The sequence below is a fragment of the Arthrobacter sp. 35/47 genome (genome assembly GCF_000520475.1).
In the GTDB taxonomy this organism is placed as follows: Bacteria; Actinomycetota; Actinomycetes; order Actinomycetales; family Micrococcaceae; genus Arthrobacter_D; species Arthrobacter_D subterraneus.
Genome location: NZ_KI914597.1, coordinates 41692 through 43516, shown reverse-complemented (window position 1 = coordinate 43516; position 1825 = coordinate 41692). Strand labels below are relative to the sequence as shown.

Here is a 1825-nt window from a genome sequence, read left to right as displayed (position 1 = left end):
GGTGGGGTCTCACGCGGACAACGTCGCCTCATCCGCCCCCGGTCGATGCAGGTTTGTGGGGTTCAGGCTGCGCCGCGGCGGAGCAGGCGCCCGGTTGGCTTCTCGAGGTCCAGCACTTCACCGCGCAGGTAGGTGGAACGCACGACGCCGGAGAGCGCCTTGCCCGCGTACGGCGAGATGGGATTCTTGTGGTGGAGTTTGTGGACGTCGACCACGAAGGTCTCGTCCGGCGCAAAGACGGAGAAATCGGCGTCGTATCCCAGTGCCAGCTTGCCCTTGCGCTGCAGCCGGGCGATGGCCGCCGGGCGGGCCGACATCCACTCCACAACCTGTTCCAGCGGAAGCCCCCGCTTCCGGGCCTCGGACCAGATCAGCGATAGCCCGAGCTGCAGCGAGGAGACCCCGCCCCAGGCGACGCCGAAGTCACCGTTTTCGAGGTCCTTCAGGTCCAGGGTTGAGGGTGAATGGTCGGAGACGATGCAGTCGATTGTCCCGTCGATCAGGCCCTGCCACAGCAGCTCCCGGTTCGAGGCCTCGCGGATGGGCGGGCAGCATTTGAACGCCGTCGCGCCGTTGGGGATCTCCTCCGACAACAGGGTCAGGTAGTGCGGGCACGTCTCGACCGTGAGGTTGACGCCGTCGCGCCTGGCTGAAGCGATCATGGGCAGCGCGTCCGACGACGATAGGTGCAGGATGTGCGCCCTCGCCCCCGTCCAGCGGGCCCGCTCAATCACCTCGGCGATGGCCACGTTCTCCGCGCCGCGCGGTCGTGACGCAAGGAACTTCGAGTACTGGTCGCCCTCCGCGGACGGTGCCCGGTCGATGGCCCGGGAATCCTCTGCGTGGACGATCATGAGGGAGTCGAAGGTCTTCAGCTCCGCCATGTCCGCTTCCATCTCGTCAGCTTCGAGGTGCGGGAACTCGTCCACACCCGAGTGGAGCAGGAAGCACTTGAATCCGAAGACACCCTCGTCGTGGAGCGGGCGCAGGTCTGCCTTGTTCCCGGGAATGGCGCCGCCCCAGAAGCCGACGTCGACGAACGCCTGGGTTTCCGCTGCCGCCCGTTTCTGCTGGAGTGCATCCACGTTCACGGTGGGCGGGATGCTGTTCAACGGCATGTCGATGATGGTGGTGACGCCTCCGGCAGCGGCCGCCTTTGTGGCGGACGCGAAGCCCTCCCACTCCGTGCGCCCCGGCTCGTTGACGTGCACGTGGGAGTCGACGAGTCCCGGGATCAGCGTTTCATCGGGGGCCAGTTCAACGACCGTGGCCCCATCGAGACCGTTGCCCAGCGGCTCCATCGCCACAATGACGCCGTTCCGGACGCCGACCTCACGCGGCGCAATGCCCGCCGTCGTGAGGATGCGTTCGCCACGGATCACCAGGTCATAAGTTTCGGTACTCATGGTTTTCCTCCTTTTCCGGCGCCCACGCCTATGTGGGCGGCAATATTTTGGCCTACCTGCTCAAGCAACGGTCCGGCGTGAGCAATGCACTTCGCGACGTCGGGTTCCAGGTCCGTGAGTGCGTACACGGCCTCGAAGCCGGCCTCCGCCGCCTGTGCCCGCGTGAGCGTGGTCCGTCCGCAGACCGCGATCACCGGGATGTCTCCTGACGCTGTCGCCACGCCGAGCGGCGTTTTCCCGCCAAGGCTCTGCTCATCCAGGCTGCCCTCACCGGTGATCACCAGGCGTGCGTCCTCGAGCCTGCCTGCCAGCCCCGTCAGTTCAAGCACGACGTCGATGCCCGGCCTGCGCTCCGCGTCCAGTACGGCGAGGGCCGCGTACCCCACGCCGCCTGCGGCGCCGGCTCCGGGAGCGTCGGC

2 protein-coding genes are annotated in these 1825 nt (G+C 67.1%); both read right to left on the bottom strand.

All coding sequences use genetic code 11. The features are described from left to right. Positions 1 to 62 precede the first annotated feature (62 nt). Positions 63 to 1406, bottom strand: coding sequence for an allantoinase AllB (gene allB / locus X803_RS0109480; RefSeq protein WP_026544962.1), 1344 nt, complete (start codon positions 1404 to 1406; stop codon positions 63 to 65). After that, a partial coding sequence (locus tag X803_RS22755; RefSeq protein ID WP_035778463.1) for a glycerate kinase occupies positions 1403 to 1825 on the bottom strand: 423 nt, incomplete at its 5' end. The genes X803_RS22755 and allB, both read right to left, overlap by 4 nt.

Bases quoted from the DNA above. Each gene is read 5' to 3' on its own strand.
- allB (WP_026544962.1), bottom strand. From the start codon at position 1,406: ATGAGTACCGAAACTTATGACCTGGTGATCCGTGGCGAACGCATCCTC.